We start from the raw sequence: 22835 nt of genomic DNA on the forward strand, positions 1-22835 counted from the left end.
AGACAAAATGACACCAAATGAGTTTTACTATGATCAGCTACCGCAACAAAACAAGGTGGCTTAACTAGAGCAGAATATCACTTATAAATACGCTTTTAGTTGTTCAAACAAGTGGAACCACCTCTGTTTAGACCCATTGATCAATTACAGTAAATTATGATCTTTAGCTTGAATCGGTGGTGGGGTGGGTTTTCCTAAAGTTCCAAGAAGTTCAATTTCAATAGTACGCACCATCGAGTCCAATGGAAGGTCATTACTTTGTGTACCAAAGGGCTCTTCAATCTCAGAACTCAGCGCATCTAAGCCTAAAAAGGTATAGGCCAAAATCCCGACCAAAAGGGGGGTCGCAAGGCCTAAAGTAGAACCCAAGCTAAAGGGTAAGACAAAACAGAAAAAATAAACGGTTCGATTCAGCAAGACTGAATACGCAAACGGTAATGGCGTGGTGGCAATACGGTCACAGCCGGTTTGTACGGTGCTGAGTTCCATCACATGCTGATTCATCTGGGTATAAATAATATCTGAAATCTCACCATCTTTGAGCGCTTGCATTAGCTCCCATTGAATCAAACTCAACGTGTACTGCGGTGCATTGGCCTGTTGGTATAACTGGGTGATGGCATTCGCACTCATGCCGCTGGTTTCAACCAGTTCAGTGGGATTGGCGGTTTGATGGCGGAGTCGGTCACGTAAAACGTTGGCAAAGACGATCACATGTTGAATCACACGTTCACGACGGCCTTGACTGAGTAAACGGCAGTCACGGTCAAAATGTCGCGCGTTGGCAATCAAAATGCCCCATAAACGCCGAGCTTCCCACCAACGGTCATAGCAGGCTGAGTTTTTAAAGCCCAAGAAAATCGACAGCACAACACCGATCAGGGTAAAGCCGACCAAAGGAAATTCGGTAAAATGGAAGATATCGACATAGGATAAGCCGCCCACAATGGCAGACAGCAACATAACGATCCCGAGCGGCGGTAAAACCTTAGGTAAAATCGTTCCTCGCCAAGAAAATAGCAGTTTAAAAATACTCGGTTGGTCACGGACGATCATGTTCGAATGATAATTTCTAGTTTTAAAAAATTATGATGATCTTCGGGTTTGCTCAAGCACTTGTCAATAACTGTTTCATGCAGATGAGTGTGCTTGGAGCAAGCCATGTTCAGCAAAGGAAAAACTCCCTTCTGTTGAGATAATGCAATGATCGATCAGTCGAATTTCCACCAGCTGACAAGCCTGCTGAATGAGTCGAGTCAATTCAAGATCGGCAGCAGAAGGTTCTGCACGACCGAAAGGATGATTATGTGCAATGACGATACTGCTGGCGTGTTCAGAAATGGCATAACGTAGCAGTTGATTGATGGAAATTTCACAGGTATTGAGGCTACCATAAAAAAGTTTTTTAAAGTTTATTTTTCTTAAATGCGCATCTAGGCAGAGCACGCCAAAGACTTCTTGACGTTCCGCTAAAAATTCAAAGCGAAGAAAATTTTGTAATTGTTCAGAGTGTTGCAAGTGCAAAGCTTCATTTTGAAAATGTTGACTCACATAGCGTTTACCGAGTTCTTTTACCGCCATGAGCTGCGCATATTTACTGTTTCCAATGCCATGAAACTGGCGTAAATCCTCAAGTGACGCATCCATCAGCGCTTGCAACTGACCAAAGTGTTGGATCAAGACTCGTGCGAGTTCGACAGCAGAGTGCTGCTGGGAACCTGAGCGTAGGAAGATAGCCAGTAGCTCAGCATCGGATAAACTTTGTGCGCCTTGTTGAATCAGGCGCTCACGTGGGCGCTCTTGTTCAGGCCAATTTTTAATTGAATTATTCATTATTCTTAGACTTTTTTATTATCAGTCAATCGGCTTTTTCACAGCAGATTATTGGGTCAGTGCATATTTAATGCTATTGTGAGCGCCACTGCAACAGATAGGTAGCCTGTTCGTGAGCTTTGATTTAAGTGTAATGCCCACAAAAAATATTCTTTTAGGTGTCACTGGTGGTATCGCAGCCTATAAAAGTGCCATTCTTGTCCGTCGATTAAAAGATGCCGGATTTGATGTGCGCGTGGTGATGACTCAAGGTGCGCAAGCCTTTGTGACCCCGCTAACATTTCAGGCGCTTTCAGGCAACCCTGTGCATACCGAATTACTCAATCCTGAAGCAGAAGCGGGCATGGGGCATATTGAATTGGCACGTTGGGCTGATTTGGTATTGGTTGCTCCTGCAAGTTGCGACACGCTGGCAAAATTTGCGGCGGGTTTAGCAGATGACCTTCTTTCTACACTTTATCTTGCAACAAAAGCACCCGTCTGGGTTGCCCCTGCGATGAATCAGCAAATGTGGGCAGCCAAAGCGACACAGCGTAATTTAAATACACTGGTTGAAGATGGCGTACATGTGATCATGCCCGATGCCGGTTCTCAAGCCTGTGGAGATGTGGGCTTAGGACGTATGCCTGAGCCAGAAGATTTAGCGGATCAAGTGACGGCCTATTTTCATCAAGCACAGCGAGCTATTGCTGAAAAATTTGGCATGCTTGCCGGTAAACATGTAGCGATTACAGCAGGTCCAACACGCGAGTCGATAGATCCTGTTCGTTATATTTCCAACCACAGCACAGGGAAAATGGGTTTTGCACTGGCAGCGGCTTGTTATGCAGCTGGAGCTAAAGTAACGCTGATCGCAGGACCCGTAAGTTTAGATACACCAAATGGTGTACGACGGATTAATGTGCAGTCTGCAATTAAAATGTTAGAGACCAGTCTGCAAATGCTGGATGAAGGCTGTGATATTTTTATTGCAACAGCAGCCGTTGCGGATTATCGCGTGGCAGAAGTTGCAGAGCATAAAATCAAAAAAGCTGGTGATGAACTCAATGTGGCATTAATTAAAAACCCAGATATCGTTGCAACGATTGCGCAGCAGTCAAAACGTCCATTTATGGTTGGATTTGCTGCCGAGACACGCAATGTCGAGGAGTATGCTGCAGGCAAACTTGTGGCGAAAAAACTCGATATGATTGCGTGCAATGATGTCTCACGTAAAGACATTGGCTTTGCTTCAGACGAAAATGCCATGACCGTGTTCTTCGCCGATCAATATCAAATGGAAAAGCGTGATTTAGAGAAAGCGTCAAAACAAGAAATTGCACAGCAATTGGTGGAAGCCATACATGATGCGCTACATCATGAGCCTGAAACGGACGATGAATAATTTCAGTTGATTCCTCAAAATCCCCGCAATGTTCGGGGATTTTTTATGGCGCTTTTTAGATGTTTTGTTTAAGGCTCGTTATTGAAGATATCACAGGGGGACCGGTTTCATATTGAAAATTTGACGGCTAGGAAACTACTACCAAAATGGTCATTTTCAACAAAAATATGTCAGCAAGAGACCAAGGCTGTCAGTGTTTTAAAACAGTAAAAATGCAATTTAAGTGATTGATATCAAAATTAAATATAAAATTGAGAAATCTTGATAATTTGGCTTGTACTGTGTGTTTTATTGGCTATTATGAAGCAAACAATGAGGAATGTTTGGATCGCAATCTGTGATCGGTCTGACTTTTTCATCAAGAATAAATGCATCATGGGGGATGCAATATGTTTCGATGGCTCACCATTTTTTTACTGTTGAGTTTGGCTGGCTGTAGCTATTTTGTCTCGACAGATGAATTATCTCGGCAGATTGAGCAGCAGATGCAGCACGAGTTTGATCAGAATCCAGATTATCGGCAGTACCATTTACGGATTCAAAATATAAAAGTGTTAGAGCGTAAGGGATTAAGCTTTAAGGCTCAGGCGACATTGCAATACGATGGTCAGCCTTATACAGTTTTGGTCGATATTTACAAAGACCTGCAAGGCTATGCATGGAAAATAGATGAAGAACAATTTGCCTTCATTGACGAAGCTGAAATTGCAAAATATCAGGCGCAGTTAGATCAAGAGTTGAATCATTTGGTTGAGGAATTGGAACAGCCAACCGAAGAGGTTGAGCCTGTTACATCGGCGCCTGAGAGCTATGTGGGTTTACGTGAGGAAGAAGATCCATCCGATTATCAATGGACTGGCTATGATGATGAGCCTTTTCCCAAAGGGAACATTACGGTCAATAGTCATTGAGTGATGATTCTGATTGCTTAGATGATTTAGCTGAGTTGTGACGATGTTGCCAAACACGTATTTTGTGAGGCATGAAAATAAAAAAGCCCGCAAAATAGCGGGCTTTTACTTTATAGGATTAATCTTCTAAAACGACTTTAGGATGATCACGTAAATAGTCTTCTGTACGTTGCATTGCATACTTAATATTTTGAATGGCATTTTCCACATCGGCAAAGGTTTTGGCATTACCTCCACTTAAAGCCTGACGCCATTTTCGAGCACCCGGTAGGTTTTGGAATAAACCTAAAATATGACGGGTAATGATAGAAAGCGGTGCACCTTCTTCCATGCGTTTCGCAATATATGGCAGCATCTGATCAATAATATCGAAACGGTTGGGTAATTCGAGATCCCAAAGCTGACCGATCTCAGCCAATAAGTACGGGTTGTGATAAGCCTCACGGCCAATCATCACGCCATCAACATGTTGTAAATGTTGCTGTGTTTCAGCAAAGGTTTTCACCCCGCCATTAATTTCGATCAATAAATTTGGACGTTCTTGTTTCAGACGATAAACATCTTCATAACGTAAAGGTGGCACATCACGGTTTTCTTTTGGCGACAAACCTTGCAGCAGGGCAATACGGGCATGCACGATAAAATTGTTACAGCCAGTCTTTGCAACCGTATCAACAAAATGCAGCATTTCTTCATAAGACTGCATGTCATCAATCCCGATGCGGTGTTTCACGGTCACTGGAATATCAACAGCATTTCGCATTTCAGTAATACATTCTGCAACCAAATCAGGCTCTGCCATCAAGCATGCGCCAATTTTATTGTTCTGAACGCGGTCACTCGGACAGCCGACATTGAGGTTTACTTCATCATAGCCCCAGTCCTGTGCCATCTTGGTACAGGTCGCTAAATCTTTGGGATTTGAACCACCAAGCTGTAACACAATCGGGTGTTCTTCGTTGTTATAGTCCAAATGACGATTCGCACCGCCAAATAATATCGCACCTGTGGTGACCATCTCGGTGTAGAGAATCACATTAGGGTTAAACAAGCGTGCAAAGAAACGATAGTCACGAGTCGTCCAATCCATCATTGGCGCAACACTAATTCGTGGTTGAAGTTTATTTTCAATGGGTTGGAGATCAGTCATTAAAAAAACACGCCTTAAAAGAACAAGATGGAAGAACGAAATGGAAAATGGTGAAGAAATACCAAAAGCTGTCTGAAATACGATGAAAAAAACCGCATTTCAAGACGCGCGCAATATTAGCATAAATTGTGGTTTGGGGCATGGTCTTGCTAGTGTGGCTTATTCAAAGTTAAGCCAGAATGAGTTGGAAGTGTGGCTTAAGTAATTTAAATTTTTATGTGATTAATCTATAATTTTATAAACTTTATTGTATGGTTTCTCAGCAAATTTAACTGCCTGCCTTTATGTCTTTATTTTCCCAATATCTAATGCAACGCCAATTTTGTATCTCGTTTGAATATCTAACGACGCAAAAACCGCATTTGGTCCCAACGACATTTGCGGGCTTTCCTGTGTGCATGACATTGGCTGACCGTGTACAAAGTGACACGGATATTGCTCCTCTAGAAGCGCTGCATGACTACCCTCAAAGCATTGAAAAAATTCTGCATTATTCGGGGAAAGGTCGAGATATCTCAGATTTTCAAACTTTTCTGAAAGATGCTCAGCAGCACGGGGTAGAGAATTTACTTTTGCTCAGTGGCGATAAACTCAAGCAGCATCAGGATGGGGCAAATGATCCGACTCTACGGAGCCGTTATTTAGAGTCGGTCAATCAAGTCATGGCAGCCAAAGACTATGGCGGGTTTTATTTAGGGGTAGCATTTAATCCTTTTAAATATGCAGAAGCAGAAAAGGATGCGCAGTATTTTAAACTGAATAAAAAAATTCAAGCTGGCGCTGACTATGTGATTACACAGTTGGGCTTTGACATGGATGTGTTGAGCAGTTACCAACGCTATATGCAGCAATACTATCCACGTGTACCTGTACTGGCTTGTGTCATGCCGCTGACATTTGCCCGTGCCCGTTTTATGGCCAAGCAAAAAATCGCAGGCATCGTGCTTTCAGCAGATGTATTAAATTTTTTGCAACAAGAACAGCAAACTGACGCCATACAAGCTGAACAGAATGTCTATGCCCGCTGTGCCTTACAAATTTTAATGTGTCAGCATTTGGGTTATGCAGGGGTTCATTTATCGGCTTGCCATAAAGTGGAAGAGCAAGAGAAGTTGCAAAAAGCAATTTTGCAATTTGCGACATTAACGTTTGAACAGTGTTTGGCAAAATGGAAAATGCTTTGGCGCTCTAGTGTAGAGGTGAACTTCCAACCGACGGGCGCAAATAACCATAAAGCTCCAGTTGAACAAGTTTTGAAATATAAAAGTATGCATGTCATGCATGAGTTATTTTTTAGTTCAAAACTGGCCAAAGGGGCGGGATCTTATATTTTTTCGGCCAAATTATGGCAAAAACCGAAAGCTGATGCGGCCTTGCTGAAAACAGAATTTATCAGTAAACATGGCATCGTGGGCTGTGAAAATTGCGGACAATGTCGTTTAGGTGAAACCTTATATATTTGTCCTGAAACCTGTCCCAAAGGATTAGCCAATGGACCCTGTGGTGGCTCCAACCTTGACCGCTGTGAGTTTGAAGACCGTGAGTGTATACACTCGGTCAAAGCGCGGTTGGCGAAAGCCGTGGGTCAAGAAAAAATGCTGAAGCAAGAGCTCATCCCTACCGTTGCAATTGAAACTCGCCATAGTAGGTCTTGGAAAAACTGGTTTGTTCCACCGAATTCGTCACCAACAAAACAATAATTAACTTAAAGCATTATTCAGTCTGAAACCTTCATAAATGTGAATCTTTCAAGCGCTAATCATTCTAAAAATCAGACGAATAGTCGTATAAAAAAATGAAAAAGATGAAAGAAACAATTAAGATCAACAGCAGATGAAAATCAAAAATTAAAAATAGAAATTTGAAGAATTTGGGGAATACCACATGATGAAAAAAACCTGCTTAGGATTAGCTTTAGTTTTTACATTGTCAGGCACAACAGGCTGTTCAGTTGTCATGGCAAGCAAGCAGCCAAACAAGAAAAATACCGAAATGATTCAACAATGGCTATCTCGTAACTTGGTGATTGCTGAATTTGGCGCACCAATCACCTCTGAATATAAAAATGGCAAACGCTATGAAATTTATACCTTTACCCAAGGTTATTCGACTGCCAGTAAAGTCGGACGTGAATTTTGGCATGGTGCTGCAGATGTGGCGACCGTGGGGTTATGGGAACTTTTAGGAACACCTGCCGAATCCGTTTTTAATGGAAAGAAAATGACCTATGAATTGATTTTTGATGAAAATGATCTCTTAGAACGTTATACCTATCTCACACAAGATGAAACCAAATAGTTGAATACAGAGATATTTTGATTGCATGCCGGTAAACAATTGCGCTAAGTTCAAATGGTAGAAAAATAAACGAATTATCCATTGGAATTTAGCAGGCATGATGCTACTTGAAGAAATATTCAAAAGTAAAAAGTCGGAACATACCGACCAATTTAATTTACGCATTCATCGAGGTTTAAGTTGGCTGAAAAAGTCGATTGATCTTCAAGATGATCTCGATTTGCAATTTATCAGTTTGTGGGTGTCCTTCAACGCAATATATGCGCAAGACTTACAGATTGCGCAGGACAAGCAAAGCTTAAGACAGTTTTTATATGTGATTTGCCAAAAGGATGCAGAGCATAAAATCTATAATATTTTATGGGAGCGTTTTAGCCAGCCGATACGGTTATTTTTAGATAATCCCTATGTTTATCAAGGTTTTTGGGATTATCAAAATCAAAAAATTAGCCATGACGCATGCAAAGAGGGCTTGGCGCATGAAAAACAAAAAGTACTACGCGCGCTTAAAGAAAAAGATTCCGTTGATATTTTAATGGTGCTGTTCAATCGCATGTATACGCTACGCAATCAAATGGTTCATGGCGGCGCGACCTATAAAAGTTCGGTCAATCGGAAACAGCTTCAAGACGGCTGTACAATACTGTTGGCACTCTTACCGGTGTTTATGGTGATTCTTTTAGAAAATGCAGAAACCTTGGATTTAGGCAAACCCTTTTATCCTGTGGTGCAGGTCAGTTAATTTTCAAAAACTAAAGCCACAGTAATGTGGCTTTATTGCGGTGATGAATACTTCTCATTGTGGATATTTTAGTTGCCGCGCGGTATAGAGTTGATCGATCAAGACAAAAAATCCAGCAGCAATGACTAAAATAATCCCTGTCATGCAGGTGGTGGTCCAGCCGCCATGATGCCATGCAAATACGCCCAAAGCTGAACCACATGCACCACCGACAAAATAAAAAGTCATGTAAATTGAATTGATTCGAGAGCGTGCAATCGGGTTGAGTTGGAAAATAATATTTTGATTACAGCTATGCACCATTGCCAAACCTAGATTGATTAAACCATAGCCCAAAATATAAAAAGCAAGAGATGATCCACCCAAGTACAGCAGTCCCCAACTGAGGGCCAAGATGCTGCAACCGAGCCAAGTTAATTTTCGGTTGAAACCCAAATCCGCCCAACGCCCAATCCACTGTGTCGATAGGGCACCAAATACACCAACTAAAGTCACAACACCGACCCAAACATCGGCCAATTGAAAAGGTGGCTCAGTCAGTAACATGGCAATGGTGGAAAACAGCATACTCATCGCGGCAAAGACACAGCCTCCAATTAGAGAACGGAAAATTAACCGTGGCTCATGTTTGAGTAATGCGCCCATTGACTGGAAAACTTGGCTGTAGGGCATCCGTGTGATGCTGACCACGGGCAGACGTTTTTTGAGTAAGAGTGCTAATACCAACATCAAGAGCGCACTGAGGATGTAAATCGATTTCCAATGAAACAGATAGGACAATAAGCCAGAGAGACTGGTCGATAACAGAATGCCGACCAATAACCCACTCATTAAAAAGCCAACAACTGCCCCAATTTTTTCAGGTCGTATCGCAACAGTGACCAAAGGGATAAGAACCTGAGCAGCCACTGAAAATAGCCCCGTGATAATGGTTCCTGCCCAAAGCATGTATAGATTGGTCGAAAAAGCACAGAGGGCTAAACCGACAGTCGCACCAAGCATGAGTAATGGAATAAATTTGGCTTTATTCACAATATCGCCAATCGGCACAATAAACAGTAGACCCAAAGCATAAGAAATTTGCGCAAAGGTGACGGTTAGCGCAACTTCAGATTGTGGAATTTGAAAGCTCTGTTGGATAGAAGCCACTAAAGGTTGGCAATAATAATTGGCACCCGCACATAAACCACATGCAGCAGCCATAAGCCACAACAGGGTTTTATCATGGCTAATGTCGATCGAGGCTTTCATAAATTGTCCAGATATTGGGCGGAAGCGTATGCAAAGAATTTGCTGCCACGCTGTTGTGGTCACTATAAGGAAAATCAAACAGGTCTTAAAGTGTTTCTCTGTGAATTGTATCCACGCACGCGTTTAGGATTTCTTACTGAGACTGATCATCAAGACACCCAGCATATTCAGACCGCAACCGACCCATTGCCATAGGTTTAAGTGTTCATTCAATAAAGCGACGGCCAGTAAAATCGTTAAAATGGGCCCGATAGAGGCAATCATAGCCGATTGTGCAGCCCCAAGTCGGACGATACTTTGCATCATCAAAATGGTTGGAAGCACGGTTACCAATAGTCCTAGCGCTAAACCATACAGCCAGACTTGACTCGGGAGTTGTTGGAGCAAGGCGATAGGCTGTGGTGTTGCAAATAGAAAATGAATAATCGTCCCAACGCAGGCTATGCTCAGGGCTAGACCAGTAAAGTGTAAAGAACCAAACTTTTGCATGAGGCCTGGCGTGAGTAATAAGTAAATTGCAAATAACACGGCACTGGCAAAAACCAAACTACATCCGAGCCAAAAATACTGATCATGTGGTGTGGTACTTTGTTCTTGTAGCATCACTAACACTGTCCCGCCATAACTTAAAATCAGGGCAAGGATGGTTTTAAAACTCAGTGGCTTTTTGAATAAAACAGCGGAAGCCAGTACAGTTAATGTGGGATACAGGAAAAGTATAATTCGTTCAAGCGAAGCACTGATATACATCAAGCCACGGAAGTCGAGCCAACTCGAAAAGTAATAGCCGATTAGACCGGAAATGAGCAAGAGCACCCAATCTTTTCGTTGAATCGTTTGATAGGAACGTCGACTCAGCCATGCAATGACCAAGAAAAACGGCAATGCACTCATCATGCGTAAAGCCATGAGGACTGTGGCATCGACAAGAGGAGAAAGTGCATAGGCTTGCTTAATAAAAATCGCTTTGGTACTAAACAAGAAGGCAGCAATCAGTGCAAAAATTGCACCGATGAAGTGCGGACTAAGGTTTCTTGACATAAGTTAAGGTGTGCCTCATGACGACTGAACGAATTCGACAGCATTGTTCTGATAAGTTTGAACTGTCATTTTGATTATAAAAAATGCATCGTGCGAGTAAAAATGCAAAAAAGAATAGTACTTATTCCTTTATGCATAAGGGATTGCTAGATCAAACATGAAAAACAGCGGAAGAAATGACCAATTTGGTTTTGAATTTTTTAATCTCAACATGACTCGGCAGGTCAAATATATCAGGCTGAAACATTTAAGGTGAAAATTGCACACAAATGGTGCAATAGTGTTTTTTAGGGATAGAAAGTCAGTAGCGATATCATGATGCTAAATATTCAAAAAATTATTTTTTTAGCTAAAAAAGTCAATTCTAAGACTTAAGGCGAAGCATCAGGTGGGGAGGGCAAGACTTCGATAAACCCGAAACGTGCGCAAAAATCCATCGGATATTCAAGCTGACCAATTTGACGAGACTGTGGCAGAAAAATGTCAGTTTTCAATGCAGGTCAACACGTCAAAACTGTCAAATGAGTCAACGAGCTGATGCAGTCTGCATGAAAGAGTGACTCTACCTGACTTAAGTCGATTTTTAATGACACGTTCAGCTCATTGTGGGTTGAATGAAAATGTCACAATGATCAACGCAGTGAAACAATCTGCACTAAAACTAGCGAAATTATTTATGTTTTTGGTCTTAAGTAATATTAAAAAGTTATAAATAGGATAAAAATGAGTAATAAATCGACAAATAAAACTGAATAAATGAAATATCGCACCATTCTTTTCATGAATCATGAGTTCAAAATATGGGTATTTATTAAATAAATATTGGGTAGTATTTTAAAAAAGTTCAATTAGAATCCAAAAATTGTACAAAAACACATCCTGAGGGGAGACATCGCGGATTGCGATGTTTACTTAAGAAAAATTAGCTTGAGGAACGCTCATGCAGATCGGAATTCCAGCCGAAACTGTTGTCGGTGAAAATCGCGTCGCTGCGACGCCTGAAACAGTAAAGAAGTTGATCAGCGCTGGTCATAGCGTCGTTATTGAACGTGGAGCAGGGGTAAACGCTGCTTACATCGATAGCGCCTATGAACAAGTTGGTGCCAAAATTACGGATGATGCCTATACCGGTAGTCAAATGATTTTGAAAGTTCGTGCGCCTAAAGGTGACGAAATTCAAAAACTCACAGCGGGTACCACTGTTGTAGGGATGTTTGACCCTTACCGCAACACCGAACTTGACCAATTTGCGTCACAAAACGTGTCTGCATTTGCATTGGAGCTTTTGCCACGAACCCTATCTCGTGCGCAAAACATGGACGTACTTTCATCTCAAGCCAACCTTTCAGGTTATAAATCTGTGCTTTTGGCTGCGGCAGAATATCAACGTATGTTCCCAATGCTGATGACAGCAGCAGGTACAGTAAAACCTGCACGTGTGGTGATCATGGGCGTAGGTGTCGCAGGCTTACAAGCCATTGCAACAGCGAAACGTTTAGGTGCCGTAGTTGAAGCAACTGACTTACGTCCTACAGCACGTGACCAAGTTGAATCTTTGGGTGGTAAATGGTTAGACGTACCAATGTCACCAGAAGAGCAACAAAAAGCAGCTGATGCTGCGAAAAATGGTTATGGCTGGATGCCGGGTGAAGACTACATTCGCGACCAAGCGATTATTGTTGATAAAGCCGTATCGAATGCTGACATCGTGATTACGACTGCATTATTACCGGGTCGTGACGCACCACGTTTAATCAAAGCAGAAACCGTTGCCAAAATGAAACCGGGCTCAATCATTTTAGATATGGCGGTTGAAACTGGCGGTAACGTTGAAGGTTCTGTTTGCGGCGAAAATGTCGTGACTGCAAATGGTGTGAAAATTCTCGGTATTCCAAATATTCCTTCAACAGTTTCGACTGAAGCGTCGGCACTGTACGCACGTAACGTTTTGAATTTCATAGAAACCATGTTTGATAGCGAAAAGAACTTCGCGATTAACCCTGAAGAAGAAATTCAAAAAGCACTACTTGTCACTCATGGCGGCCAAGTGCTGCTGAAACGTGGTTAAGGAGAATCATCATGGTTGAAACGATTACTATTTTTGTCTTGGCAATCTTTGTTGGTTACTACGTGGTTTGGGGGGTAACACCTGCGCTACATACACCATTAATGGCTGTAACCAATGCTTTGTCATCGATCATTATCGTTGGTGCGATGATTCAAACCGTTGGCATCCCAGGCATTGTGGATGCAAGCGTACAGTTCCAAAGCATTAACGTGGTAAGTATTTTAGGTGCGGTTGCCGTTTTCCTTGCAAGTATCAACATTTTTGGTGGCTTTGCGGTGACTGCACGTATGCTTGAAATGTTTAAACCTAAGCAAAAGAAAAAAGAGGGTTAATCCATGGAATTCATTAAAGAATATGCGGATTGGTTCTACCTGATTGGTGCCGTTCTTTTTATCTTAACGTTGCGTGGTTTGTCTGGTCCGAAAACTGCGATTCAAGGTAACCGTTACGGCATGATCGCAATGGCGATTGCTGTAATTACTACATTCTTTGTCGCAGATCATCCAGTGATTTGGATGATTGTGGGTGCAATGGTGTTGGGTGCAGTCGTAGGTATTGCACGTGCAAAAACAGTTCCGATGACTCAAATGCCTGAAACTGTGGCACTGATGCACTCATTAGTCGGTTTGGCTGCGGTACTGATTGCGATCGCTGCAATTCTACATAACAACCAATTGACTGCGGCATTCGCGGAAAATGAAGCAGTACTAACAGCTGCGGGTGTAGAACATGCTCATATGAGCAAAGTTCATTTATTTGAATTGTTTGTAGGCTGTTTCGTTGGTGCGATTACCTTCACAGCATCGGTATTTGCTTACGGTAAATTGGCTGCGAAGAAATGGGCAAAAACCATTTCAGGTGGATGGGTAAAACCTGTTCAAGCCTTAATTTTCCTTGCGATGTTGGCGTGTGGTATCTACTTCTTCACTACAGGCAACATGAATGCTTTCTGGGCAATGACTGTTCTTGCACTTGCATTTGGTTGGGTATGGATTGCGCCAGTAGGCGGTGGTGATATGCCAGTGGTGGTATCGCTACTGAACTCGTTCTCAGGTTGGGCTGCAGCAGGGATTGGTTTCACGCTTGAAAACAACATGCTGATTGTTGCAGGTTCACTGGTTGGTTCATCGGGTGCGATTCTGTCTTACATCATGTGTAAAGCCATGAACCGTTCAATCATCAACGTCTTGTTTGGTGGTGCAATGGGTGGTACAGCAGTAGCGGCGGCGGATAATGGTGAAAAAGCACAGCGTAATCACCGTTCAGGTTCTGCAGACGATGCTGGCTTCTTGATGTCAAATGCGGACAGCGTGGTGATCGTACCGGGTTATGGTATGGCGCAAGGTCGTGCACAAAATGCCGTGAAAGAATTGTGTGAAATCTTAAAAGAGCAAGGTGTAAAAGTTCGTTTTGCGATTCACCCAGTGGCAGGTCGTATGCCGGGTCACATGAACGTACTTTTAGCTGAAGCTGACGTTGCATATGAAGACATTCTTGAAATGGATGAGATCAACTCAGACTTCCCAGCAACTGATGTAGTACTGGTGATTGGTGCGAATGACGTTGTGAACCCAGCGGCAAAAGACGATCCAAGTTCTCCAATTTACGGTATGCCAATCCTTGAAGCGCATAAAGCACGTACTATTATGGTGATCAAACGTTCTATGGCTACAGGCTACGCAGGTCTAGATAATGACTTGTTCTATAACGATAAAACGATGATGATCTTCGGTGATGCGAAGAAAGTTGTGGAAGATATGACAAAAGCCATTAATGGCGGCGGTCATTAATCCATATTGCCAAAGTCCCGCTGTGATAAAGCGGGACTGAGGAAGATTTAAAACCACCTTCGGGTGGTTTTTTGTTTTGTTCGCTTTTGATTAATTGATGTTTCACACTAAAAGTGCACAAATATTTAGCGCATCAGGTGCTTGAATCAAATTGATGCGTATTTTGAAACCAAGGTGCAGATTGATGCGCTGTTTTGTTTCATTAAATTCGATCTCAGTGATTCAAAATATTGTCGCGAACTGGTTTTGTGACGCAATGCATTGAAAAATAATTAATTGTCTGAAATTTGGTATTCTTTTTGCACAGCATGGTTATTCTTGGGGGAATAATCATGAAAAAAACATACTTGATGGCACTGTTTCTGAGTGTCCTGACATCGACTGCATGGGCAGTCGACCCGCAAATCGCCAGTAATATTCAAGACATTCGTATTTCGCTCGACAGTATTTGGGTGGTACTGGGTGGCATCTTGGTGTTCTTTATGCAAGCCGGATTTGCCATGATCGAAAGTGGTTCAGTTCGCAGTAAAAACACCGTGAACGTACTCATGAAAAACTACATGGATGCCTGCTTGGGTGGTCTGGTGTTCTGGTTGGTGGGTTTTGGTCTGATGTTTGGGGTAAATACCACGGGCTGGTTTGGCTTAAGTCATTTTGCACCCGATCAACTGGATGATTGGCACTGGAACCTTCTATTTTTCCAAATGATGTTTGCTGCAACGGCAACCACTATTGCCAGTGGTGCAATGGCGGAGCGGATTCATTTTGTGGCTTATGTGGTGAGTGCGGCCGTTGTCTCAGGTCTGATTTATCCTGTCTTTGGTAGTTGGGCATGGGGCAGTTTATTTGGTGGAGACGGTTGGTTAAAAGCACTCGGGTTTATCGACTTTGCTGGTTCGACCGTGGTGCATTCGATGGGCGGCTGGGTGGCTTTAGCGGGCATTATCGTACTGGGTCCACGTTTGGGTCGATTTGGACGTAATGGGCAAAGCCATTATTTACCGGGGCATAACTTACCTTTGGTAGCATTAGGCGGTTTTATTTTATGGTTAGCATGGTTTGGTTTTAATGCAGGCTCGACCATTAATGCCAATGTCAGCGTAGGACGTATTGCTTTAAATACGCATCTTGCAGCGTGTGCTGCCGCGGTTGCATATATGTTGCTCTGCCTCATCCGATCTAAAGCCATTTTGATCCGCAGCACGATCAATGCCTCACTGGGTGGTTTAGTTGCCATTACGGCAGGCTGTGCAACGATGTCTCCACTCTATGCAGTCATCACCGGTTTATGTGCAGGTGTTATGGTGACCTTCCTGCCAATGCTCATGGAAAAAATGAAACTGGATGATGTGGTGGATGCGGTGACGGTACATGGTTTCTGTGGTGCATGGGGAACATTGGCAGCAGGGATCTTCCTTGAAAATAATATGTTTAATGGCGATGTCATCGCGATACAAGGGCTTGGGGTGATTGCAGCCTTTTTATGGGGCTTTGGCGTTGCGTTCATTGTATTTAAGGTCTTGGATCAATTGTTGGGTGGCTTACGGGTGAGTAAGCAACATGAACAACGGGGTTTGGACTATACCGAGCATGCTGAATTGTCTTATCCCGAGTTTCAAAAAGATGTGACTTTTGAAACGGATGATATGACTAAACGTCATTAACAAGAGTAAAGCAATGAGCACCGAACTGTTAAATTTGGCACAACGCCGCGAAGCTTTAGAAAAAGGCTTACAACATTTTATTCATGGGACGTTACTCGACAGTGCGCTACGGCACTGGGAGCAGCAGTACAGCATGAAACCATCATTTGTATTGAATCGCTTCTTAAATGATATCTGTACCACAGAGGAGCTTCGCTTTTATCGTAAAGATATGCTGAAGCAAGTTTTGTATGAGTTATCTACCTTGGAAAAGCAGGAACTGTTAAGGGGTGAAAAACCGCAGGAGCAGGAGCAAGACGACGAGCCCATTGCAGAGACCATTAGCGACGCTTTTTTAGGCTTTATCGAGTCAGTCATGCTGACGGTGAAATCTACAGATCAGGCTGATTTCACCCAAGATGTGATTGAGCAATTAGAAGAAATCGGGCTGGCAATTGCGGCAAATGCACAAATAAATACGGCGAGTTTTGTCGAGTTTTTGCCCTTGACCAGTTATGCCAAAGTTTTAACGAGCATTTATGAAGTGTATTGTGACTTTTATGGCCCGATGCGTGCAGACCAAGTTTATGCACAAACCAAGCTGAAAATTAAAGCCAATTATCCTGAGGTGGATTTACATCAACTGGTTTAGTGCCGGGGGGAAACACCATGAAGCTGATTGTCCGTGTATAAAGTGAAGGGATAAAAAAAGCGACCTAATTAGGTCGCTTTTTTCTGGAAGCTTAAGCTACAGTTTCTGGAGCTGTACGCCATAAGCTTTCTAAATCATAGAATTTACGTGCTGTAGGTAACATCACATGTACCACTACAAAACCGAGATCAATCAGGATCCATTCTGCATCACGTTCGCCTTCAACACCGATAGGGCGGAATCCAGCTTTACGTGCTTCTTCTGCCACGTTGTCTGCAAGAGACTTAATGTGACGAGTTGAAGTACCGCTCGCAATAACAATCGCATCTGCTACGTTGCTGATAGTGCTGATATCAAGTTCAATAATATCTTTGGCTTTTACATCTTCAAGTGCTTCACGTACAACAGCTAAGCAAGCTTGTACGTCTTTGATTTGCGTTGATTTTGCGAGATCGAGAGAATTAGAAGCGCTGGGCGATGGTTCTAAATTCATAGAGGGTATGATTTCCTGACAATTTTACATGGTCTAATATAGCGGTTTTGTTGCTGAATTTCAAATCAACACGTCATTGGCCATTGGCTAAATGAGGGAAGTATTTGTCTTTCCACGCAAAAGAATGTGATGAGTTGCTTCGTGGTCGGTATTCAGCCGCGATGTAACCTGTATATTGGCTTTGATCTAACCATTTAAAAATCTCTGCAAATGGAATCTGCGCTGAGTCAGGTTCATGTCGCCCCGGACAGTCAGCAAACTGTATGTGACCGATATCCTGAATATTTTCTGCCAAAGTACTGAGAATATCTTCACCCATCATCGCCATGTGGTAGCAGTCATATTGCATCTTCAAAGTAGAGTGTTGTACAGCTTCAAGCATTTCCTGAGCTTGGGCAATATTTTGGACCAAAAAGCGCGGCATATCAGTGCCATTAATCATTTCAAATACCGGTTGAATATGATGTTCGGACAACATGTGGCATGCCAGTTTAAGGTTGCTTGACAAGGTATTTAAACATGGGAGTAAGTCTGCATCTTGGGGCTGTTTGCCGGCTAAAATATTGACACTCGGTACATTTAACGCAGTGGCATAGCGAATACATTGCTCTAAGGCCTGATGAAATTGATTTTCACGCCCCGGAACTCCCGCAAGACCATCGCCGCCTTGCATCAAATCACCCGCAGGGACATTAATTAAACACAGGCTTAAATCATTGATAGTGAGCTGGGTTTGGATTTGCTCAATACTCAGCTCATACGGAAACTGAATTTCTACATGCTTAAAACCATGTTCACGAGCCAAAGCAAAACGCTCTAACAACGGCACTTCGGTAAAAATCATGGATAAATTAACCGCGAGCTGAGTCATGTATATCGTCCTTGAAGCAATTTACTTCTAAAGTGAAAGTCGTTAGTTTTGTTCGACATGTTGAATGATGGTGGCTAAATCTTTTTCTGCAAAACCATTGTCCTGATGGGCTTTGAGTTGCGATAAAGCAAGGCTGGCAACAGGGATGCTTAATTCAAACTGGGCAGCCAGTTGGACTGCATTATTCAGGTCTTTAGATAAAGTTTGAACTTTCCATTGCACGGGCTCGAACTGATGCGTTGCCATACGTGGAGTTAAAATCTGAAAAGGCTTTGAGTCTGCAAATCCACCAGCAAGTGCTGGTGCTAATAACGTGGTGTCTACACCTGATTTCTCGGCTAATGCGACGGCTTCTGCGATTAACGTGCTATTGGCAGCGACGATCAGCTGATTACAAATTTTGGTGGCTTGACCTGTACCTGAGTCGCCCATGCGAGTAACACGTTGAGATAAAACATTGTAAATCAGACTCAAATCTTGAATCGTTTCAGCATCACCACCGGCAAAGATGACCAAGGTGCCTTGTTCAGCACCGGCTGTGCCCCCCGAAACAGGAGAGTCAATCCAAGTGACTTGTTTCAACGTTGCAGTATGAGCCAATTGATGGGTTTGATTTACAGAAAGACTCGAGAAGTCGACAATAATTTGTCCTGCCGCTAAATGGGTTTCGATGCTTGCATACACCGCGGCAACAGCAGCATCATCTGCGAGACAAGATAAAACCACAGGATAATGGGCAATATTCTCCAATTGAAGCGCCGTCGCGCCAATCGCAATCAACTCATCACACGCAGCGGCAGTTCTGTTCCACACCGCAACTTCAAATCCTGCCTGAATGAGGCGCGTGGCCATGCGGCTACCCATCAGCCCCATACCTAGAAATGCAATTTTTGTATTACGATCAAACGCCATGTGCTGTACTCAATCTATCCTGTGTGACTATTTTACTTATATTGGCGTGGTAAAAACTGAACCTCTGGGTTCTTGTCTTTTTTACGTGCCAATTGGCTGTTTTTGCCGAGCAGTAATTTAAATTGCCAGATTTTTTCTAAACGTAAAGATCGTTTTGGACTATGTTCCATGGCATCTAGCACTTGTTTTGCCGCTGCCAAGGCATCTGGTGAACGTTGTGATAATTCTTCGGCTAACTGCTGCGCTTGAAGCAAAGGCTGTTCATTTAAATGCGTCACTAAGCCAATTTCCTTGGCATATTCTGCGTCAAAAATACGTGCTGTTAAGGTTAATTCTTTGGCTAAATCTAGTCCTATCACACCTTTGAGTGAGCGAGTTAAGCCCATATCAGGAACTAAGCCCCAACGACTTTCCATAATCGACATTTGCGTTTTCGGGTGGGCAATACGGATATCGGCAGCCAAGGCAAGTTGCATGCCTGCTCCAAAACAAAAGCCTTCAAGTGCGGCAATCACCGGCACAGGGAGTTGTTGCCAAATCAGAAAGGCTTTTTGAAATAAACTTTGACCGGGCTTTAACAGTTCCCACGCGGCATAGGCACGATTTTTCGGATCATTGAGGTCAGCCAAATCAATGCCAGCACTAAATACATTGGCTTCACCCGTTAAAATGACACAGCGTAAGCTACGATCTTTTTTTAATTTTTCAGCAATGCTGACCAATTCTTTAAGCAATGCAAAGCTCATTGCATTACGTTTTTCTGGACGGTTTAAGTAAACCGTTGCAATGCCATTATTTTTTTCTACACGTAATAAAGCCATGGTAATTACTCTTGTTGTTTCTGCGCCCGAGCATAGCATGCACCCTGACAGGATACATGACAGTGCAGTCACAACAGAAGCTGGACGGCACTGACTTTAGTCGGACTGCGCTTAATTATTTTGTTTGGCTAAGATTTGTTGAGCCGCGTGTTCAACTTGTGCCATGACATTTTTTAACTCATCGAAACGGTTCAGGGTTTCTTGGACAAAAGCGTCATCCGCTTTACGGCGTTCCTTACGTAAGGTCGATACAAATAGCTCAAATTGACCTGAAACCTCTTGGAGGGTCGGAGCGCCCACATAGCGGGTTGCACCATAAAGCCGATGTAGCACATGCTCTAATTGTGGAAAATCTTCATCTTCGATGAGCTGTGCCATTTCATGGATTTCTTGCTCAAAGCTATCGACGAGCATTTTCAGTAAATCGACCGCAAGATCTTCTTTATTCGCGGCCAACTGCAAGCTTTGCTGCCAATCTAAAATACTTGGCTCTAGGGCTTCAATCACCGAACTGCGCTCTAAAACCGGCACTTTCTTAAAGTTATCGGTAGTCCATTGGGTCAAGATTTGAATAATTTGATCCATTTGAATTGGCTTGGTGACATAGTCATCCATACCGCTTTGTAGGAGTTTTTGTTTTTCATCAGAGAGCGCATGTGCCGTCAAAGCGATAATTGGAAGGCGCTTATGATTTTCGAAGGTTGACTCAAGTGAACGAATAGCGCGCGTGGTATCGACACCTGACATCACAGGCATTTGAATATCCATAAAGATGAGGTCAAAAGCTGCCAAACCTTGCTCTTGGCGAGCCTGAATGATTTCGATGGCTTCTTGTCCACTCAAAGCCTTAGTGGTTTTAACATTTAACTCAGAGAGCAGGGCTTCAAGCACAATCAGGTTTGGTAAATGGTCGTCGACAGCTAAAATGTGCAGACCTTGACCATTAAATTCTTCATGTTGCTCCTGATCAAACCAAGGCTCATTACTCAATAAATGAACCAATGCTGTACGGCTAAGTGGTTGATGCAATGGGCGAGCACGGTACTCGTTCAACATGCTTGGATCGAGCATCATTTGGTAGCCATAAACTGCTAAGTTACCGCTATAACGATGACGAATTTCTTTCAGTAAGGCTTCGGAGTCACCACTATGGTCAACAATTAACCAAGTATTTTCATTGGTTTTTAGCTGATTGAGACGGCTAAATAAATCTAGGATTGACTGCGTTTCAATATGTTCAACATCATAATTTTCTAAATAATGACGTAGGACATTGGCAGTTGCTGGATGTGCCAAGTAGGAAACGACTTGTAGATTGCTAAATTGTGGATGCACAATTTCAATTTCTTCATCGACCACAAAGCGCGCAGTAAACCAGAAGGTTGAGCCTTTTTCTGTTGGGGCACGTTCTTGGTTATCTTCAAAGCCAATTTGTCCATGCATCAGGCTGACCAATTGTTTGGAGATGGCAAGACCTAAACCTGTACCGCCAAATTGACGGGTCACAGATGCATCACCTTGCGAGAAAGATTCAAACAGTTTCTTACGGTCGGTACCGCTTAGGCCGATACCACTGTCTTGCACACTAAAGTGCAGCAGGCATTGACCGATGTCATCATGCTCCATACGGACACGGACAATAATTTCACCATCTGGAGTGAACTTAATCGCATTTGAAATTAAGTTGGTCAAAATTTGCTTGAAGCGTAGGGCATCGCCGACCACAAATTTTGGCACATTGTCCGCATAGTAGAAGGTCATATCGATGTGCTTTTGCGCTGCCAATGGCGACAACATATCCATCACATCAAAGACGGCTTCTTCTAAGTCAAATTGCGCAGTTTCGAGTTCTAGTTTGCCGGCATCAATTTTGGAGAAATCGAGCACGTCATTAATTAAAGCCAATAAATGCGCAGAAGATTTACGAATCGTTTGTAGATATAAATTTTGCTCATTACTGAGGTTGCCTTGGCGCAGTAAAAGATGAATAAAACCATCAATACTGTTGAGTGGCGTGCGCAGTTCATGGGAAATATTGGCCAAGAACACCGACTTCGACTGATTGGCATGGATCGCTTGGTCACGTGCTTGACGGTAGGTGATGTTTTGCACTTCTAAAGTATCAAGCGTGCGTCTTAAATCATCTTCAGTTTGTTCGGTATGTTCACGCAGTTCTAAAAAGCTGAAATGTAAGCGTTTAACCACATTGGCAATATCACGCTGTAATAAGCGGAGCTCACCAGTACTGTTAATGATCATGTGTTGATCTAGGGTGTCGGCATTTAAACGTTGTAACTGCATGCGAATTTCGTACATTGGTGCGATCCAACGACGTGAATAAAAATTCAAACACAGCAAAAGTAATAAGAGTGTCAATAAACCTGTTGCAATCAACACGATTAACACGCGATAGCGGGCAATTTGCAGCGGTTGATTGTCCAGTTCAATGCTTAACCATGCCGGCGTCTGGGTTGAATCTGAAATTTTCAGGGCATAAATATGGTTGCCCTGATGTGCAATCGGTCCAATAAAAGATGCTTTACTGTCAAAAGCAGGCCAAATAGCTTGATCTTGAAAGCCGATGCTCAGGCGGTTGTTGCCTTTAAGATCTAAAATTGCAGCACGAATCAAATGTTTTTCATTCAACATGCTTTGCATGGCATTACGAGCTTGATCAAACTGCCACGGATAAAGGTTGAGTAACTCTATGGCAGATTCTGACGTGGGTTGATAGCGCGTCAGGATCGCGACAGCCATTTGTTTTTGTTGTGCTTTGGCTGCATTGGAGGTTTCTGTTATTACCAACATTGCACCGACACAGGCCAAAATGGTGATCGGCACAAAAATAAGTGCAATCAACTGACCATAGGCATGATTTAAGTGTAGGCGTTTAAAAAGCTTTTTGTTGATATTTGACATGGTTTAAGCAGTTTATTCCTTATGCCCCGAATATTAGCATGGATTATTTAAAACTG

20 protein-coding genes are annotated in these 22835 nt (G+C 42.9%); 10 read left to right on the top strand and 10 right to left on the bottom strand.

Annotated elements, in window-relative coordinates; genetic code table 11:
• Positions 1-144: 144 nt before the first annotated feature.
• A complete protein-coding gene (locus tag FTT72_RS14220) occupies positions 145-1056 on the bottom strand; it encodes a bestrophin family protein (RefSeq protein ID WP_078191309.1) in 912 nt (303 codons plus the stop codon).
• Positions 1057-1131: 75 nt separating this feature from the next.
• Positions 1132-1833: a DNA repair protein RadC gene (radC, locus tag FTT72_RS14225; protein WP_180022585.1), complete on the bottom strand. Its 702-nt coding sequence runs from the start codon at positions 1831-1833 to the stop codon at positions 1132-1134.
• A 112-nt stretch (positions 1834-1945) separates the two neighbouring features.
• Here radC and coaBC point away from each other — a divergent pair, with 112 nt between their 5' ends.
• The gene (gene coaBC, locus FTT72_RS14230) at positions 1946-3217 is read left to right on the top strand and encodes a bifunctional phosphopantothenoylcysteine decarboxylase/phosphopantothenate--cysteine ligase CoaBC (protein WP_078191307.1); all 1272 of its coding nucleotides are present in this window, start codon (positions 1946-1948) and stop codon (positions 3215-3217) included.
• A gap of 389 nt (positions 3218-3606) precedes the next feature.
• On the top strand, positions 3607-4128 hold the full coding sequence (locus tag FTT72_RS14235) for an Asp-tRNA(Asn)/Glu-tRNA(Gln) amidotransferase subunit GatC (protein ID WP_078191306.1): 522 nt from the start codon (positions 3607-3609) through the stop codon (positions 4126-4128).
• A gap of 118 nt (positions 4129-4246) precedes the next feature.
• Here FTT72_RS14235 and dusA read toward each other — a convergent pair whose 3' ends face one another.
• On the bottom strand, positions 4247-5278 hold the full coding sequence (dusA, locus tag FTT72_RS14240) for a tRNA dihydrouridine(20/20a) synthase DusA (protein ID WP_180113191.1): 1032 nt from the start codon (positions 5276-5278) through the stop codon (positions 4247-4249).
• 284 nt (positions 5279-5562) lie between these two features.
• Here dusA and FTT72_RS14245 point away from each other — a divergent pair, with 284 nt between their 5' ends.
• The 3 genes from FTT72_RS14245 (at position 5563) to FTT72_RS14255 (ending at position 8318) form a co-directional block, all read left to right on the top strand.
• Positions 5563-6978: a methylenetetrahydrofolate reductase C-terminal domain-containing protein gene (locus tag FTT72_RS14245; protein ID WP_180178579.1), complete on the top strand. Its 1416-nt coding sequence runs from the start codon at positions 5563-5565 to the stop codon at positions 6976-6978.
• 187 nt (positions 6979-7165) lie between these two features.
• Entirely contained in the window at positions 7166-7576 is a 411-nt protein-coding gene (locus tag FTT72_RS14250; RefSeq protein WP_180178585.1) for a hypothetical protein, read from the top strand.
• 97 nt (positions 7577-7673) lie between these two features.
• Complete coding sequence (locus tag FTT72_RS14255) at positions 7674-8318, top strand: HEPN domain-containing protein (protein WP_180004612.1); 645 nt, start codon at positions 7674-7676, stop codon at positions 8316-8318.
• A gap of 54 nt (positions 8319-8372) precedes the next feature.
• Here the strand turns inward: FTT72_RS14255 and FTT72_RS14260 are convergent, their stop codons facing one another.
• Together FTT72_RS14260 and FTT72_RS14265 are read right to left on the bottom strand one after the other, a co-directional pair.
• Positions 8373-9569 (bottom strand): MFS transporter, encoded by a 1197-nt coding sequence (locus tag FTT72_RS14260; RefSeq protein ID WP_180178580.1) that lies wholly within the window; start codon positions 9567-9569, stop codon positions 8373-8375.
• 123 nt (positions 9570-9692) lie between these two features.
• Positions 9693-10610, bottom strand: a complete 918-nt coding sequence (locus FTT72_RS14265) for a DMT family transporter (RefSeq protein WP_180004610.1) — start codon at positions 10608-10610, stop codon at positions 9693-9695.
• A gap of 940 nt (positions 10611-11550) precedes the next feature.
• On the opposite strand from FTT72_RS14265, the gene FTT72_RS14270 reads away from it, so the two are divergent.
• From FTT72_RS14270 to FTT72_RS14290, 5 genes are all read left to right on the top strand, one after another.
• A complete protein-coding gene (locus FTT72_RS14270; protein ID WP_078191288.1) occupies positions 11551-12678 on the top strand; it encodes a Re/Si-specific NAD(P)(+) transhydrogenase subunit alpha in 1128 nt (375 codons plus the stop codon).
• A gap of 11 nt (positions 12679-12689) precedes the next feature.
• Entirely contained in the window at positions 12690-13010 is a 321-nt protein-coding gene (locus tag FTT72_RS14275) for a proton-translocating transhydrogenase family protein (protein WP_180008997.1), read from the top strand.
• Between the two features lie 3 nt (positions 13011-13013).
• Positions 13014-14468: an NAD(P)(+) transhydrogenase (Re/Si-specific) subunit beta gene (locus tag FTT72_RS14280; RefSeq protein WP_078191286.1), complete on the top strand. Its 1455-nt coding sequence runs from the start codon at positions 13014-13016 to the stop codon at positions 14466-14468.
• A gap of 332 nt (positions 14469-14800) precedes the next feature.
• Positions 14801-16132, top strand: a complete 1332-nt coding sequence (locus tag FTT72_RS14285) for an ammonium transporter (protein ID WP_180163292.1) — start codon at positions 14801-14803, stop codon at positions 16130-16132.
• Positions 16133-16145: 13 nt separating this feature from the next.
• Positions 16146-16763: a hypothetical protein gene (locus FTT72_RS14290; RefSeq protein ID WP_180177127.1), complete on the top strand. Its 618-nt coding sequence runs from the start codon at positions 16146-16148 to the stop codon at positions 16761-16763.
• A gap of 91 nt (positions 16764-16854) precedes the next feature.
• On the opposite strand, the gene rsfS is transcribed toward FTT72_RS14290, so the two are convergent.
• The 5 genes from rsfS to FTT72_RS14315 all read right to left on the bottom strand — a co-directional run bounded on the left by rsfS (position 16855) and on the right by FTT72_RS14315 (position 22779).
• A complete protein-coding gene (gene rsfS / locus FTT72_RS14295; protein WP_078191283.1) occupies positions 16855-17256 on the bottom strand; it encodes a ribosome silencing factor in 402 nt (133 codons plus the stop codon).
• A 73-nt stretch (positions 17257-17329) separates the two neighbouring features.
• Entirely contained in the window at positions 17330-18127 is a 798-nt protein-coding gene (locus tag FTT72_RS14300; protein ID WP_078191282.1) for a hydroxypyruvate isomerase family protein, read from the bottom strand.
• A 42-nt stretch (positions 18128-18169) separates the two neighbouring features.
• Positions 18170-19039, bottom strand: coding sequence for an NAD(P)-dependent oxidoreductase (locus FTT72_RS14305; protein ID WP_180178581.1), 870 nt, complete (start codon positions 19037-19039; stop codon positions 18170-18172).
• Positions 19040-19071: 32 nt separating this feature from the next.
• Positions 19072-19860 carry a crotonase/enoyl-CoA hydratase family protein gene (locus tag FTT72_RS14310; protein ID WP_180178582.1) on the bottom strand — a complete coding sequence of 263 codons (789 nt, stop codon included), beginning with the start codon at positions 19858-19860 and terminating at the stop codon, positions 19072-19074.
• 111 nt (positions 19861-19971) lie between these two features.
• The gene (locus FTT72_RS14315; RefSeq protein WP_180178583.1) at positions 19972-22779 is read right to left on the bottom strand and encodes an ATP-binding protein; all 2808 of its coding nucleotides are present in this window, start codon (positions 22777-22779) and stop codon (positions 19972-19974) included.
• Between the last annotated feature and the right edge of the window lie 56 nt (positions 22780-22835).

The sequence above is a fragment of the Acinetobacter sp. YH01005 genome (genome assembly GCF_013420465.1).
In the GTDB taxonomy this organism is placed as follows: Bacteria; Pseudomonadota; Gammaproteobacteria; order Pseudomonadales; family Moraxellaceae; genus Acinetobacter; species Acinetobacter amyesii.